Origin of the sequence: Clostridium luticellarii (genome assembly GCF_002995845.1) — a bacterium.
Taxonomy (GTDB): Bacteria; Bacillota; Clostridia; order Clostridiales; family Clostridiaceae; genus Clostridium_B; species Clostridium_B luticellarii.
In genome coordinates, this window is record NZ_PVXP01000002.1 from 29364 (window position 1) to 42286 (window position 12923).

At 36.3% G+C, this 12923-nt stretch carries 22 protein-coding genes; all 22 read left to right on the top strand.

Annotated features, from left to right (window positions below):
• Nucleotides 1-80 precede the first annotated feature (80 nt).
• The 22 genes from CLLU_RS00955 (at nt 81) to rplF (ending at nt 12915) form a co-directional block, all read left to right on the top strand.
• Nucleotides 81-323, top strand: coding sequence for a ribosomal L7Ae/L30e/S12e/Gadd45 family protein (locus tag CLLU_RS00955; RefSeq protein WP_106007701.1), 243 nt, complete (start codon nt 81-83; stop codon nt 321-323).
• 72 nt (nt 324-395) lie between these two features.
• A complete protein-coding gene (rpsL, locus tag CLLU_RS00960; RefSeq protein WP_106007702.1) occupies nt 396-773 on the top strand; it encodes a 30S ribosomal protein S12 in 378 nt (125 codons plus the stop codon).
• 153 nt (nt 774-926) lie between these two features.
• Nucleotides 927-1397, top strand: a complete 471-nt coding sequence (gene rpsG / locus CLLU_RS00965) for a 30S ribosomal protein S7 (protein ID WP_106007703.1) — start codon at nt 927-929, stop codon at nt 1395-1397.
• Nucleotides 1398-1475: 78 nt separating this feature from the next.
• Nucleotides 1476-3545 (top strand): elongation factor G, encoded by a 2070-nt coding sequence (fusA, locus tag CLLU_RS00970; protein ID WP_106007704.1) that lies wholly within the window; start codon nt 1476-1478, stop codon nt 3543-3545.
• Nucleotides 3546-3581: 36 nt separating this feature from the next.
• Nucleotides 3582-4775 carry an elongation factor Tu gene (gene tuf, locus CLLU_RS00975; RefSeq protein WP_106007691.1) on the top strand — a complete coding sequence of 398 codons (1194 nt, stop codon included), beginning with the start codon at nt 3582-3584 and terminating at the stop codon, nt 4773-4775.
• Between the two features lie 332 nt (nt 4776-5107).
• Nucleotides 5108-5416 (top strand): 30S ribosomal protein S10, encoded by a 309-nt coding sequence (gene rpsJ / locus CLLU_RS00980; RefSeq protein WP_106007705.1) that lies wholly within the window; start codon nt 5108-5110, stop codon nt 5414-5416.
• 68 nt (nt 5417-5484) lie between these two features.
• The gene (gene rplC / locus CLLU_RS00985) at nt 5485-6114 is read left to right on the top strand and encodes a 50S ribosomal protein L3 (protein ID WP_106007706.1); all 630 of its coding nucleotides are present in this window, start codon (nt 5485-5487) and stop codon (nt 6112-6114) included.
• Nucleotides 6115-6138: 24 nt separating this feature from the next.
• Nucleotides 6139-6759, top strand: coding sequence for a 50S ribosomal protein L4 (gene rplD / locus CLLU_RS00990; protein WP_106007707.1), 621 nt, complete (start codon nt 6139-6141; stop codon nt 6757-6759).
• Complete coding sequence (gene rplW / locus CLLU_RS00995; RefSeq protein ID WP_106007708.1) at nt 6759-7058, top strand: 50S ribosomal protein L23; 300 nt, start codon at nt 6759-6761, stop codon at nt 7056-7058. Before rplD ends, rplW begins: the two co-directional genes overlap by 1 nt.
• A 54-nt stretch (nt 7059-7112) precedes the next feature.
• Complete coding sequence (gene rplB / locus CLLU_RS01000) at nt 7113-7946, top strand: 50S ribosomal protein L2 (protein WP_106007709.1); 834 nt, start codon at nt 7113-7115, stop codon at nt 7944-7946.
• 112 nt (nt 7947-8058) lie between these two features.
• Nucleotides 8059-8361 (top strand): 30S ribosomal protein S19, encoded by a 303-nt coding sequence (rpsS, locus tag CLLU_RS01005; RefSeq protein ID WP_106007710.1) that lies wholly within the window; start codon nt 8059-8061, stop codon nt 8359-8361.
• A gap of 26 nt (nt 8362-8387) precedes the next feature.
• On the top strand, nt 8388-8723 hold the full coding sequence (gene rplV / locus CLLU_RS01010; RefSeq protein ID WP_106007711.1) for a 50S ribosomal protein L22: 336 nt from the start codon (nt 8388-8390) through the stop codon (nt 8721-8723).
• 15 nt (nt 8724-8738) lie between these two features.
• On the top strand, nt 8739-9410 hold the full coding sequence (gene rpsC / locus CLLU_RS01015) for a 30S ribosomal protein S3 (RefSeq protein ID WP_106007712.1): 672 nt from the start codon (nt 8739-8741) through the stop codon (nt 9408-9410).
• Nucleotides 9411-9427: 17 nt separating this feature from the next.
• Nucleotides 9428-9871 (top strand): 50S ribosomal protein L16, encoded by a 444-nt coding sequence (gene rplP / locus CLLU_RS01020; RefSeq protein WP_106007713.1) that lies wholly within the window; start codon nt 9428-9430, stop codon nt 9869-9871.
• Nucleotides 9861-10073, top strand: coding sequence for a 50S ribosomal protein L29 (gene rpmC, locus CLLU_RS01025; protein WP_106007714.1), 213 nt, complete (start codon nt 9861-9863; stop codon nt 10071-10073). The genes rplP and rpmC overlap by 11 nt, the downstream gene beginning before the upstream one ends.
• Before the next feature lie 20 nt (nt 10074-10093).
• Complete coding sequence (rpsQ, locus tag CLLU_RS01030) at nt 10094-10348, top strand: 30S ribosomal protein S17 (protein ID WP_106007715.1); 255 nt, start codon at nt 10094-10096, stop codon at nt 10346-10348.
• 27 nt (nt 10349-10375) lie between these two features.
• Entirely contained in the window at nt 10376-10744 is a 369-nt protein-coding gene (gene rplN, locus CLLU_RS01035; RefSeq protein WP_106007716.1) for a 50S ribosomal protein L14, read from the top strand.
• 17 nt (nt 10745-10761) lie between these two features.
• On the top strand, nt 10762-11079 hold the full coding sequence (rplX, locus tag CLLU_RS01040; RefSeq protein WP_106007717.1) for a 50S ribosomal protein L24: 318 nt from the start codon (nt 10762-10764) through the stop codon (nt 11077-11079).
• A gap of 22 nt (nt 11080-11101) precedes the next feature.
• A complete protein-coding gene (gene rplE, locus CLLU_RS01045; protein ID WP_106007718.1) occupies nt 11102-11647 on the top strand; it encodes a 50S ribosomal protein L5 in 546 nt (181 codons plus the stop codon).
• Nucleotides 11648-11659: 12 nt separating this feature from the next.
• Nucleotides 11660-11845, top strand: coding sequence for a type Z 30S ribosomal protein S14 (locus tag CLLU_RS01050; RefSeq protein WP_106007719.1), 186 nt, complete (start codon nt 11660-11662; stop codon nt 11843-11845).
• 36 nt (nt 11846-11881) lie between these two features.
• Complete coding sequence (gene rpsH, locus CLLU_RS01055; protein ID WP_106007720.1) at nt 11882-12280, top strand: 30S ribosomal protein S8; 399 nt, start codon at nt 11882-11884, stop codon at nt 12278-12280.
• 92 nt (nt 12281-12372) lie between these two features.
• Nucleotides 12373-12915, top strand: coding sequence for a 50S ribosomal protein L6 (gene rplF, locus CLLU_RS01060; RefSeq protein ID WP_106007721.1), 543 nt, complete (start codon nt 12373-12375; stop codon nt 12913-12915).
• The last annotated feature ends 8 nt before the right edge of the window (nt 12916-12923 follow it).

Genomic DNA, 12923 nt, shown 5'->3' on the forward strand with positions numbered 1-12923 from the left:
ACATCTGTATGTTTTTCAAGAGACAAGGTTTTGGCTAGATACCTTGTCCTTGAAATTGTTTGTGGGAGGGAATGGAAATAATGATTTACAGACTTACGGGGAACAAAGTTGTTGGTGTAAAGCAGACAGTTAAAGCTATAAAGAATAATAGGGCAAAAACTGTATATATAGCTAGAAACGCTGATGATAAGTTAATACAGTCAGTAAAAGCAGTGATTGATGATAATTCCCAGGAAGTAATTTATGTAGATACCATGAAAGAATTAGGAAAATTATGCGGCATAGATGTGGGTGCTGCCACAGCGGCCATATTAAAAGATTAATTTATGCGGTTAAGAAAAGCTTTCAAGAAAAATTAATATAAATTTAGCTTTATTATAGAAGGAGGTGTAAGCATGCCAACAATAAGTCAATTAATAAGAAAAGGCAGGAAGACAATAAGCACAAAATCAACGGCGCCAGCATTAAAAGAATGTCCCCAGAAAAGAGGAGTTTGCACAGTAGTAAAAACTACTACTCCTAAAAAGCCAAATTCTGCACTTAGAAAAGTGGCAAGGGTTAGACTGGTAAATGGTTATGAAGTAAGTGCATATATACCAGGCATAGGACATAATTTACAAGAACACAGTGTTGTACTTATAAGAGGAGGAAGAGTTAAAGATCTTCCAGGTGTTAGATATCATATAGTAAGAGGAACATTGGATTCAGCAGGAGTTGCAGACAGATTACAGGCTAGATCAAAATATGGTGCCAAAAAACCAAAACAAAAATAGTTTTGTTTAATTAAGTTGATGGAATTAGTGCTATGTCTTCAGCGTTTATATATATATATTATTTGTAAATTTTTATGAAGTACAAAGCACTTTGCGGCTGCTTGCAGTCGAGTACCGATGAACTTAAAGTCAAATGTTAAGGAGGGAAGAAAAGTGGCAAGAAAAGGACATGTGGGAAAAAGAGATGTATTACCAGATCCAGTATATAACAGCAAGGTTATTACAAAATTGATAAACAACATAATGGAAGATGGTAAAAAAGGAGTAGCTCAAAAGATATGTTATAGTGCTTTTGACATAATTGCCCAAAAGACCAATAAAGAACCTATGGAAGTTTTTGAGGCAGCTATGAATAATATAATGCCTCTTCTAGAGGTGAAAGCAAGAAGAATTGGTGGTGCAACATATCAGGTTCCAATAGAAGTTAGACCAGAGAGAAGACAGACCTTGGGAATAAGATGGCTGCTTATAGCATCAAGGAAACGAGGAGAAAAATATATGAGGGAGAGACTTGCTTCAGAATTAATGGATGCGGCAAATAACACGGGAGCAGCTGTTAAGAAGAGAGAGGATACTCATAAAATGGCTGAAGCCAACAAAGCTTTTGCACATTATAGATATTAATAGGAAAAACTGTTTTGGTATTTTTACTAAAGCAGTTTTATCGAATTTTAAATTTACACTTGCGAGGAGGAAAATTAAGTGGGAAGAGAATATCCGCTAGAGAAATTCCGTAACATAGGAATAATGGCGCACATAGATGCTGGAAAAACTACTACTACGGAACGTATACTTTTCTACACAGGAAGAACTCATAAAATAGGGGAAGTACATGACGGTGAAGCTACTATGGATTGGATGACACAAGAACAAGAGAGAGGAATAACTATCACCTCAGCGGCTACGTTCTGTAAATGGAAAGGGTATGCGATAAATATAATAGATACACCAGGACACGTGGATTTTACGGTGGAAGTTGAGAGATCACTTAGAGTTCTTGATGGTGCAGTTACTGTTTTGGATGCTAAAAGCGGAGTTGAGCCACAAACAGAAACTGTATGGAGACAGGCAGACAACTACGGAGTACCAAGGTTAGTCTATGTAAATAAAATGGATTCAATTGGCGCGGATTTTTATATGTGCATAAATACTTTAAGGGATAGACTTCACTGTAATGCGGTGCCTATACAGATTCCAATAGGTGCAGAAGATAATTTCAAAGGTATAGTAGATATTATAAAAAATGAAGCTGTAATCTATGAGGATGATTTGGGTACGGTAATGGATGAAGTTGCAATACCTGATGATTTAAAAGATAAGGCAGCAGAATACAGAACTCAGCTAATTGAATCAGTAGCTGAGCTTGATGAAGATTTGATGATGAAGTATTTAGACGGAGAAGAACTTACCAATGAGGAATTAATAGCTGGAATTAGAAAAGGTGTTATTGCAAATGAACTGGTACCAGTTTTGTGTGGTTCATCTTATAAGAATAAAGGCGTCCAGCCAATGATAGATGCAGTGGTTGATTTCATGCCATCACCTCTTGATATACCACCTGTAAAAGGAAATGATCCTGAAAATGGTGAAGAAATTGAAAGAAAAGCTGATGACAATGAACCGTTATCTGCATTGGCATTTAAAATTGCTACAGATCCGTTTGTAGGAAGACTGGCATTTACAAGAGTTTATTCTGGAGTTATGAAAAGTGGTACTTATGTATATAATTCAACAAAGGGTAAAAAGGAAAGAATAGCAAGGCTTGTAAAAATGCATTCAAATCACAGGCAGGAAGTTGAAGAGCTGCGTGCGGGAGACTTGGGAGCTATAGTAGGACTAAAAGATACTACTACAGGTAATACTCTCTGTGATGAAGAAAATCCAATAGTACTTGAAAGTATGGAATTCCCGGATCCAGTTATAGATGTGGCAATAGAGCCTAAGACCAAGGCTGGTCAGGAAAAAATGGGTATAGCTCTTGCAAAGCTTGCAGAGGAAGATCCAACATTTAAAACTTATACGGATCAAGAAACAGGACAGACAATTATAGCTGGAATGGGAGAACTTCATTTGGAGATAATTGTGGATAGGCTGCAGAGAGAATTTAAAGTGGACTGTAATGTAGGTAAACCTCAAGTAGCTTATAAGGAAACCATTAGAAAGACAGTTAAGGCAGAAGGTAAATTTATAAGACAATCAGGAGGACATGGTCAATATGGTCACTGCTGGATAGAGATGTCGCCTTCAGAGGAAGGGTATACATTTGAAAATGCCATTGTAGGAGGAGCTATTCCCAAAGAGTATATATCTCCAATTGACAATGGAATTCAGGAAGCTGCAGAAAGTGGTGTAATTGCAGGATACCCTGTTATAAATTTTAAGGTTAAATTGTATGATGGATCTTATCATGACGTGGATTCTTCGGAAATGGCATTTAAGATTGCTGCATCCATGGCATTTAAGAATGCTATGAATAAAGCAGACCCGGTTTTACTTGAACCTATGATGAGAGTCGAAGTTACAGTACCAGAGGAATACATGGGAGATGTAATGGGGGATATAAATTCCAGAAGAGGAAGAATTGAGGGAATGACTCCGAGATCAGGAGCTGAAATCATAAAATCTTTTGTTCCACTTTCTGAGATGTTTGGATATGCTACTGTACTTAGATCCAGAACTCAGGGCAGGGGAGTTTATACCATGACCTTTGATCATTATGAAGAAGTACCAAAGAGTATTCAAGAAAAAATTACAGGAGATAGAAATAACTAATTAAATAATATATTAGTTTGTTAAGGAGGAAGAACAATGTCAAAAGAGAAGTTTGAAAGGACAAAACCGCATGTAAATATAGGGACAATAGGACACGTAGACCACGGTAAGACAACATTGACAGCAGCAATAACAATGGTGTTGGCAAAAGAGGGAAAGGCAGCGGCAACAAAATATGATGAGATAGATAAAGCACCGGAAGAAAAAGAGAGAGGAATAACCATAAATACTGCACATGTTGAGTACGAGACAGAAAAGAGACATTATGCACATGTGGATTGTCCTGGGCATGCAGATTATGTAAAGAACATGATAACAGGTGCGGCACAGATGGATGGAGCAATACTGGTTGTAAGCGCAGCAGATGGACCAATGCCGCAGACAAGGGAACATATACTTCTGGCAAGCAGAGTAGGAGTACAATATATAGTAGTATTTTTAAATAAGTCAGATCAGGTTGATGACCCAGAGTTATTGGAACTGGTAGAGATGGAAGTAAGGGAATTGTTAAATGAGTATGGATTTCCAGGAGATGAAGTACCAATAATAGTAGGAAGTGCATTAAAGGTACTTGAGAATCCGGATGATCCAGAAGCTACAAAATGCATACATGAATTGATGGATGCAGTAGACAATTATATACCGACACCGGACAGACCGACAGACAAACCATTTTTGATGCCTATAGAAGATGTATTCACGATTACAGGAAGAGGAACTGTAGCTACAGGAAGAGTGGAAAGTGGAGTATTGAAAATAGGAGACGAACTGGAGATAGTAGGATTAAAAGAAGAGAGCAAGAAGACAGTATGTACAGGAGTGGAGATGTTCAGGAAGCTTCTTGACCAGGCAATGGCAGGAGACAACATAGGGGCACTTTTAAGAGGAATACAGAGAGAGGAAGTAGAGAGAGGCCAGGTACTTGCAAAGCCAGGGACAGTACATCCTCATAAGAAATTTGTAGGGCAGGTATATGTGCTTAAAAAAGAAGAAGGCGGAAGACACACACCATTCTTCAATGGATACAGACCGCAGTTTTATTTTAGGACTACAGACGTAACAGGAAGTATTGCACTGCCAGAAGGAGTAGAGATGGTAATGCCTGGAGACCATATAGACATGAATGTAGAACTTATAACACCGGTAGCAATGCATGAAGGGTTGAGATTTGCAATAAGAGAAGGCGGAAGAACAGTTGGTTCAGGTGTTGTTACTAAAATAGTTGAGTGATTGATGTAAAATGTCATAGTCTTTAGCAGAGAGGGAAAGGGAGCACAATCTTCCTTTCTTTCTTACATATAAAACATATAAAATTTTTACTTGTCAGAAATAAAAATTTATTGTATAATTAAGAGGTTGTGATGTTATAACAGTGATGAGGCAAGAGGTTGCCGGGCTTCCGGGTAATTCTTGGCTGAGTATGCCGTGGTCGTGAACCGGGTGACGGTGCTTTTGTAGAGGGTACTGTGCATGTTTTTTATGAAACGCCAGGAACAGTTTACAGAATGTATCCGCTGTTGTACGTAAGAAGCTTAGCGTGCATGAAAAGGAGGGAAATAATAATGGCAAAACAAAAAATAAGAATAAGATTAAAGGCTTTTGATCATACCATATTGGATCAATCATCTGAGAGAATAGTGGAAACTGCTAAATCCACAGGAGCAAAGGTAGCTGGACCAGTACCACTGCCCACTGAGAAAGATGTAGTTACAATTTTAAGAGCTCCCCATAAATACAAGGATTCAAGAGAGCAATTTGAAATAAGGACTCATAAAAGACTTATAGATATAATAAGTCCATCACCTAAAACTGTGGATGCATTGATGAGATTGGATTTACCAGCAGGTGTTGATATCGAAATAAAATTATAAACAGAAGTTATTACTGACTATTATGACCGTTTATACGATCCGCTAATATGTTTAGGAGGTGCATGTAAATGAAAAAAGCTATATTGGGTAGAAAACTTGGTATGACCCAAATATTTAATGAAAGTGGAAAAGTTATTCCTGTTACAGTTATTGAAGCAGGTCCTTGTGTAGTTGTACAGAAGAAAACTGTAGAGAAAGATGGATATAGTGCTATACAAGTTGGATTTGATGATATAAGAGAGAAGCTCGTGAATAAGCCATTAAAAGGTCATTTCACAAAAGCAGGTGTTCCTTTAAAAAGGGTTGTGAAAGAATTTAAATTGGAAAATGCAGGTGAATATGAACTGGGCCAGGAAATAAAGGCAGATGTGTTTGCTGAAGGTGATAAAGTTGATGTATCGGGAGTTTCTAAAGGTAAGGGATTCCAGGGTACCATAAGAAGATGGAATGCTCAAAGAGGACCTATGTCCCATGGTTCGAAATTTCATAGAGCTGTTGGTTCAATGGGAGCTTCTTCAGATCCATCCAGAACTTTTAAAAATAAAAGAATGCCGGGACATATGGGGAATAAAAATATCACAGTATTGAATTTACAAGTTGCAAAGGTTATTCCTGAGAAAAACATCATTTTAATAAAAGGTGGAGTACCGGGACCAAACAAAAGCTTTGTGGCAATAAGAAATACTGTTAAGGCTTAATTTTAGTAGAAAGGAGGATGCAGAATGCCTAAAGTAGGATTATTTAATAAAGAAGGACAAAAAATCGGTGAATTTGAATTATCGGAGAATGTATTTGGAACCAAAGTTAATCAATATGCTCTCCATCAGGTAGTGGTGGCACTGCTTGCAAATAAAAGACAGGGAACGCAATCAGCAAAAACCAGATCTGAAGTTTCTGGAGGTGGAATTAAACCTTGGAGACAAAAAGGAACTGGTAGAGCAAGACAGGGATCTATTAGAGCACCACAGTGGATTCATGGTGGTATGGTTTTTGCAGTAAAACCAAGAAATTATAGAATTTCAGTTCCAAAATCAACTCGAAGAGTAGCTATGAAATCTGCTCTGTCCAGCAAGGTGGAAGATAATCAAATAGTAGTTTTAGATAATTTAGAAGTAGCTGCCCCAAAGACAAAGGAAATTGTAAAATTGTTGAATGCTTTTGATGCAAATAAAACGTTGATTGTTACAGCTGAATCAAATCAAAGCGTATATAAATCAGCAAGAAACATACAAGGGGTATCAGTTGTCCCTGCCAATAATTTGAATGTGTACGATCTGCTGAAGTTTGAAAAACTTATAATTACCAAGGATGCTGTATCAAAGATTGAGGAGGTGTATGCATAATGAAATATACTAATTATGACATTATAAAAAGACCTGTTATAACAGAAAAAAGTATGGGTTATATGAATGATAAAAAATACACCTTTATAGTTGATATACATGCTAATAAATCGATGATAAAAAAAGCTGTAGAAGATGTATTTGGAGTTACTGTGGAAACTGTAAATACAGCAAGATATATTGGAAAGAAAAAAAGAGTTGGCGTCCATATGGGAAAGAGACCTGATTATAAAAAAGCCATTGTCAAACTTACAGAGGACAGTAAGACTATAGAATTCTTTGAAGGAATGCAACAATAAATAAAGCAGTTATTGGAGAAATCCAGATAAGCGAAAAAAGGAGGGAATACCGTTATGGCAATTAAAGGATTTAAACCTATTACACCTTCTAGAAGACATATGACAGTAAATGCATTTGAAGAAATAACTACAGATGTACCAGAAAAATCACTTTTGGTGTCTTTAAAGAGAAGCGGTGGTAGAAATGCTCACGGTAGAATAACAGTTCGTCACATAGGTGGCGGTGCGAAACAAAAATATAGATTGATAGATTTTAAGAGAGATAAAGATGGAATACCAGCAAAAGTGGCTACAGTAGAATATGATCCTAACAGATCGGCATTTATAGCTCTTGTAGTTTATGCAGATGGAGAGAAGAGATACATAATAGCTCCAGTTGGGTTAAAAGTTGGAGATTTAATAGTATCAGGACCAGATGCAGATATAAAGACGGGAAATTGTCTTCCACTTTCAAATATACCTGTAGGTACAATAATTCACAATATAGAATTACAAGTAGGAAAAGGAGCTCAGCTTGTGAGATCTGCTGGGGCATCTGCTCAACTTATGGCTAAAGAGGGTAAATATGCTACATTGAGACTTCCAAGTGGCGAGATGCGACATATAAGAATAGAATGTAGGGCAACTATTGGTACAGTTTCCAATTTAACTCATGAAATAGTCAATATAGGTAAAGCAGGAAGAAAGAGACATCTTGGAATAAGACCAACGGTTAGAGGTTCTGTAATGAATCCTAATGACCATCCACATGGTGGTGGTGAAGGAAAATCACCAGTAGGACACCCAGGACCACTTACTCCATGGGGTAAACCAGCCCTTGGATTTAAGACTAGGAAACATAGTAAATATTCAGATAAGCTTATAGTAAAAGGAAGAAAAAGTAAATAGTCTGGAGAGAGTTCATATTCTCTTCACTGATCTAATTATTAGGTTTAATTTATTATCTGTTTCAATGTAAAAAGGGTTTTATTCAGATGATTTTATGAAGGGAGGCTAAAAAGTGAGTAGATCGGTAAAAAAAGGACCTTATGTCCAGGAATCACTTTTAAAGAAAATAAATGAATTAAATAAAAATGGTGAAAAGAAAGTTATAAAGACATGGTCAAGAAGTTCAACCATATTTCCTCAGATGATAGGTCATACTATAGCAGTGCATGATGGGAGAAAACATGTTCCAGTATATATATCGGAAGATATGGTAGGACACAAATTAGGGGAATTTGCATTAACTAGAACGTACAGAGGACACTCTGCTGACAAGGCTGATAAGACTGAAAAGACAACTAGTGTTGCTCAACAATAGGGGACTAGAAAGGAGGTAGTGTACAAATGGAAGCTAAGGCTATAGCTAGATACGTAAGAATGTCCTCAATGAAAGTAGGAATTGTACTTGATTTAATTAGAGGAAAAAATGTAAATGAGGCTTTTGCCATATTGAAATATACTCCGAAAGACGGAGCAGTAGTGGTTAATAAACTTTTAAAATCAGCAGTTGCGAATGCAGAAAATAATTTGGATCTGGATAAAGATAATTTATATGTTTCAGAAGCATATGCTTGTGAAGGTCCAACATTAAAGAGATTTCAACCACATGCTCAGGGAAGAGCATTTAGAATAAATAAGAGAAGCAGTCACATAACTTTAATAGTTAAGGAAAGAGAGTAAAAAGGAGGGAAATAGATGGGACAGAAAGTACATCCACATGGCTTAAGAGTTGGTGTAATTAAAGACTGGGATGCTAAATGGTATGCAGATAAGAAAAATTTTGCAGATAATCTAGTTGAAGATAATAAAATTAGAACATTTGTGAAGGAAAAAACTTCTGCGGCTGGAGTTTCGAAAATTCAAATTGAAAGAGCAGCCAAAAGAGTTAAATTAAATATATTTACAGCTAAACCTGGAATGATAATAGGAAAAGGCGGTCAGGGAATTGAAGCTTTAAAATCCCAGCTTCAAAAAATAATTGAAGGTAAAACTATATTGATAAATATAGTTGAAGTAAAAGTGGCAGAAGCTGATGCTCAGCTTATGTCGGAAAATGTAGCGCTTCAGCTTGTAAAGAGAATATCTTTTAGAAGAGCTATGAAACAGACAATACAGAGAGCAATGAAATCTGGTGTCAAGGGAGTTAAAATTACATGTTCTGGTAGACTTGGCGGAGCTGAAATTGCAAGAGCCGAATCCTATCACGAAGGAACAATTCCACTTCAGACATTGAGAGCTGATATAGATTACGGATTTTCAGAAGCAGATACAACATATGGGAAAATTGGTGTAAAAGTATGGGTATATAAAGGAGAAATACTTCCAACCAAAAAATCTGTTGAGGATAAAGAAAAAGCTAAAGCATAGGGAAGGAGGAATAGGATATGTTAATGCCTAAAAGAGTTAAGCGTCGTAAAGTACAGCGTGGCAGAATGAAGGGCAAAGCTACAAGAGGTAATTTTATAGCATATGGTGATTACGCTATACAGGCTACAGAATGTGCGTGGATAACAGCTAGCCAGATAGAAGCAGCCAGAATAGCTATAAATAGATATATAAAAAGAGGAGGAAAACTCTGGATAAAGATTTTCCCGGATAAACCGGTTACCGAAAAACCTGCTGAAACACGTATGGGATCTGGTAAAGGAGCACCAGAATACTGGGTAGCAGTTGTTAAACCAGGCAGAGTATTATTTGAATTGGCAGGTGTACCTGAATCAATAGCAAGAGAAGCAATGAGACTTGCATCACATAAATTGCCTATAAAGACTAAGTTCGTCACAAGAAAAGATTTTGAAGAAGTGGGTGGTGAAAGCAATGAAGGCTAGAGAATTGCAGGAATTGAGAAAAAGCGGCCCTCAAGATTTACAGGAAAAGGTACAGGAGCTTAAATCTGAATTATTCAATTTAAGATTTCAATTGGCTACAGGCCAGTTAGAGAATCCAATGAGAATAAAGGAAGTTAAAAAATCTATAGCCCAAATTAAAACCATCCTTAGGGAAGAAGAACTAAGGTCGTTTGAACAATAGGCTGAAAGGAGGTTTATTCTGTGGAAAGAGGATATAGAAAAACAAGAATTGGAAAAGTTATTTCAGACAAAATGGATAAAACTATTGTAGTTGCGGTTGAGACAAAAGTACGTCATCCACTATATAAAAAGACTATTAATAGAACCACTAAGTTCAAAGCTCATGATGAAAAGAATGAAGCGAGAAATGATGATAGAGTGTTGATAATGGAAACAAGACCTTTATCCAAAGATAAGAGATGGAGATTGGTAGAAATAGTAGAAAAGGCTAAATAGTATAATAGCTGAAAGGAGGTATTTTCAATGATTCAACAACAGACATTGTTGAAAGTCGCAGATAATTCCGGCGCTAAGGAAATTATGTGTATAAGAGTTTTAGGTGGATCCAATAGAAAGTGGGGAAACATTGGTGATACGGTGGTTGCTAGTGTTAAAAGTGCAACACCAGGCGGTGTTGTTAAAAAAGGAGAAGTTGTAAAAGCTGTTATCGTTAGATCCGTAAGAGGACTTAGAAGAACAGACGGTTCATATATAAAATTTGATGAAAATGCTGCTGTTATAATAAAAGATGATAAGCAGCCAAGAGGAACTCGTATCTTTGGACCAGTTGCGAGAGAGCTAAGAGATAAAGATTTTACAAAAATATTATCATTAGCACCTGAAGTTCTATAGATGAGGAGGTGGCTACAATGGCAAAGATACATGTTAGAAAAAAGGACACGGTTATGGTAATATCAGGTAAGGATAAAGGAAAAACGGGTGAAGTATTATCGGTAATGCCTAAAGTGGGAAAGGTTATTGTAAAAGGTGTCAATATAATTTCAAAACACCAAAAACCTAATAAGCAAAATATGGAAGGCGGTATAATTCAGAAGGAAGCTCCCATATACAGTTCTAAAGTTATGTTGTATTGTGATAAGTGCAAGAATGTGACTAGAATAAGTCATAAGATATTGGAAGATGGAACAAAGGTAAGAGTATGTAAAAAATGCGGAGAGACATTTTAATCTTTGAAAGGAGGGCAAAAATATGAGTTCGAGATTACAGGAAAAGTATACAAAGGAAATAATTCCTGCTTTAATGGAGAAGTTTAAATATACTAATGTAATGCAGGCACCGAAACTTGAAAAAATAGTTATAAATATGGGTGTAGGAGAAGCTAAAGATAATCCGAAAGTTTTAGAATCGGCAGTAAATGATCTTACTATAATTACAGGACAGAAACCAGTACTCACCAGAGCAAAGAAGTCCATAGCAAATTTTAAAATAAGACAAAATATGCCTATAGGTTGTAAGGTTACTTTGAGAAAACAGTATATGTATGAGTTCGCAGATAAATTAATAAATGTTGCACTGCCAAGAGTTAGAGATTTCTCAGGGATTTCGGATAAATCCTTTGATGGTAGAGGAAACTATTCATTGGGAATTAAAGAACAGTTAATATTTCCTGAAATAGAATATGATAAAATAGATAAAGTAAGAGGCATGGACGTAATTTTTGTTACTACAGCTAATACTGATGAAGAAGCGAGAGAATTGCTTAAATTTCTTGGAATGCCATTTGCTCAAAAATAAGGAGGGAAGAACATGGCACGTAAAGCTTTAATAGAAAAGTGGAAGAAAGAACCTAAATATGAGACTAGAGCCTATACAAGATGCAGAATATGTGGTAGGCCTCATGCAGTACTTAAGAAATATGGTATATGTCGTATATGTTTTAGAGAATTGGCATATAAGGGTGAAATACCTGGATGCAGAAAAGCAAGCTGGTAAAAATGTTAGTTATTGATGAAAGGAGGCACACAATAAATGGTAATGACTGATCCTATAGCAGATTTACTTACACGTATAAGAAATGCAAATGTTGTTAGGCACGAGATAGTGGAAGTACCTTCTTCGACTATTAAGAAGGAAATATTGAATATAATGCTTCAAGAAGGATATATAAAAAATGTAGAGGAGTATGCTGATGGCTCCGTTAATATGGTGAGATTTTCCATGAAATATGGTAAAAATAAAGAGAGAGTTATAACTGGTCTCAAAAGGATATCCAAACCAGGATTGAGAGTTTATTGTAGAAAGGAAGAAATTCCTAAAGTGTTAAATGGACTTGGAATCGCAGTAATATCCACTTCACAAGGTATTGTTACTGATAAAGAAGCAAGGAAATTAGGTGTGGGTGGAGAAGTACTTTGCTATATATGGTAATTTATTTTAAATGTAAGATAGAATTTACGCAGAATATAGATAGGTAGCAAGATAATTGTTATTAACCTATTAGTAATACAGGAGGTGTAATGATGTCAAGAATAGGAAGGCTTCCAGTAGCTATTCCAAGTGGTGTCACCGTTACAGTAGCGCCAGATAACGTTGTTACTGTAAAAGGACCTAAGGGTCAACTTGTTAAAGCTATGAGAAAAGACATAAATATAGTTGTCGAAGACAATACGGTAGTATGCAAAAGAAATGATGATGAAAAACAGACAAAAGCTCTGCACGGACTTACTAGAGCATTGATAAATAATATGGTTATTGGCGTAACTGAAGGATATTCAAAAACATTGGAATTAGTGGGTGTTGGATATAGAGCCCAGTTGCAGGGTAAAAAATTAGTTTTACATGTAGGTTATTCTCATCCGGTTGAAATAGAGACAGTTGAAGGTATAACTTTTGAAACACCAGCAGCTACTAAGGTTGTAGTTAAAGGCATCGACAAAGAATTAGTAGGATATGTTTCAGCAAACATAAGATCCTGGAGAAAACCAGAACCTTATAAGGGAAAAGGAATCAAATATGAAAATGAAGTTATAAGACGTAAAGAAGGAAAAACTGGTAAGAAGTAGTAGAAAGG

What these genes read in the sequence shown, in the direction of transcription:
- CLLU_RS00955 (WP_106007701.1), top strand. Translation starts at nt 81, where the DNA reads ATGATTTACAGACTTACGGGGAACAAAGTTGTTGGTGTAAAGCAGACA.
- rpsL (WP_106007702.1), top strand. Translation starts at nt 396, where the DNA reads ATGCCAACAATAAGTCAATTAATAAGAAAAGGCAGGAAGACAATAAGC.
- tuf (WP_106007691.1), top strand. Translation starts at nt 3,582, where the DNA reads ATGTCAAAAGAGAAGTTTGAAAGGACAAAACCGCATGTAAATATAGGG.
- rpsJ (WP_106007705.1), top strand. Translation starts at nt 5,108, where the DNA reads ATGGCAAAACAAAAAATAAGAATAAGATTAAAGGCTTTTGATCATACC.
- rplC (WP_106007706.1), top strand. Translation starts at nt 5,485, where the DNA reads ATGAAAAAAGCTATATTGGGTAGAAAACTTGGTATGACCCAAATATTT.
- rplD (WP_106007707.1), top strand. Translation starts at nt 6,139, where the DNA reads ATGCCTAAAGTAGGATTATTTAATAAAGAAGGACAAAAAATCGGTGAA.
- rplW (WP_106007708.1), top strand. Translation starts at nt 6,759, where the DNA reads ATGAAATATACTAATTATGACATTATAAAAAGACCTGTTATAACAGAA.
- rplB (WP_106007709.1), top strand. Translation starts at nt 7,113, where the DNA reads ATGGCAATTAAAGGATTTAAACCTATTACACCTTCTAGAAGACATATG.
- rplV (WP_106007711.1), top strand. Translation starts at nt 8,388, where the DNA reads ATGGAAGCTAAGGCTATAGCTAGATACGTAAGAATGTCCTCAATGAAA.
- rpsC (WP_106007712.1), top strand. Translation starts at nt 8,739, where the DNA reads ATGGGACAGAAAGTACATCCACATGGCTTAAGAGTTGGTGTAATTAAA.
- rplP (WP_106007713.1), top strand. Translation starts at nt 9,428, where the DNA reads ATGTTAATGCCTAAAAGAGTTAAGCGTCGTAAAGTACAGCGTGGCAGA.
- rpmC (WP_106007714.1), top strand. Translation starts at nt 9,861, where the DNA reads ATGAAGGCTAGAGAATTGCAGGAATTGAGAAAAAGCGGCCCTCAAGAT.
- rplN (WP_106007716.1), top strand. Translation starts at nt 10,376, where the DNA reads ATGATTCAACAACAGACATTGTTGAAAGTCGCAGATAATTCCGGCGCT.
- rplX (WP_106007717.1), top strand. Translation starts at nt 10,762, where the DNA reads ATGGCAAAGATACATGTTAGAAAAAAGGACACGGTTATGGTAATATCA.
- rplE (WP_106007718.1), top strand. Translation starts at nt 11,102, where the DNA reads ATGAGTTCGAGATTACAGGAAAAGTATACAAAGGAAATAATTCCTGCT.
- CLLU_RS01050 (WP_106007719.1), top strand. Translation starts at nt 11,660, where the DNA reads ATGGCACGTAAAGCTTTAATAGAAAAGTGGAAGAAAGAACCTAAATAT.
- rpsH (WP_106007720.1), top strand. Translation starts at nt 11,882, where the DNA reads ATGGTAATGACTGATCCTATAGCAGATTTACTTACACGTATAAGAAAT.
- rplF (WP_106007721.1), top strand. Translation starts at nt 12,373, where the DNA reads ATGTCAAGAATAGGAAGGCTTCCAGTAGCTATTCCAAGTGGTGTCACC.